Genomic DNA, 280 nt, shown 5'->3' with positions numbered 1-280 from the left:
GTCAGCGCACGCCGAGCGTGCTCGGCCGCGGGGTGCGGTCCGGGGCGGCCGGCAGCCGGCGCCGGATGTGCTGGGCGGTGAGCGCCAGCGGCCGGTAGCCGAGCGCGGAGGCCGAGGCGTGGGCCCGGTCCGCGAAGTCGGCGGCCCGCTCGAACTCGCCCTGCTGGAGCGCGGCCTCGGCGAGCCCGACCAGCGCGTGCAGCTCGGCCCGCCGGTAGCCGAGCCGGCCGGCCAGGGTGAGCGCGGCGCCGTACCGGGCGGCCGCGGTGGCCGGGCAGCC

At 82.1% G+C, this 280-nt stretch carries 1 protein-coding gene; it reads right to left on the bottom strand.

What is annotated here, in order from left to right; all coding sequences use genetic code 11:
- Position 1 precedes the first annotated feature (1 nt).
- The coding region (locus tag ABD308_RS31060) for a hypothetical protein (protein ID WP_344342413.1) at positions 2-280 on the bottom strand (279 nt) is incomplete at its 5' end.

Source organism: Kitasatospora putterlickiae (genome assembly GCF_039527695.1).
Lineage (GTDB): Bacteria > Actinomycetota > Actinomycetes > Streptomycetales > Streptomycetaceae > Kitasatospora > Kitasatospora putterlickiae.
The sequence above is the reverse complement of the archived record's forward strand: the minus strand, read 5'-3'. Positions and strand labels throughout refer to the sequence as shown.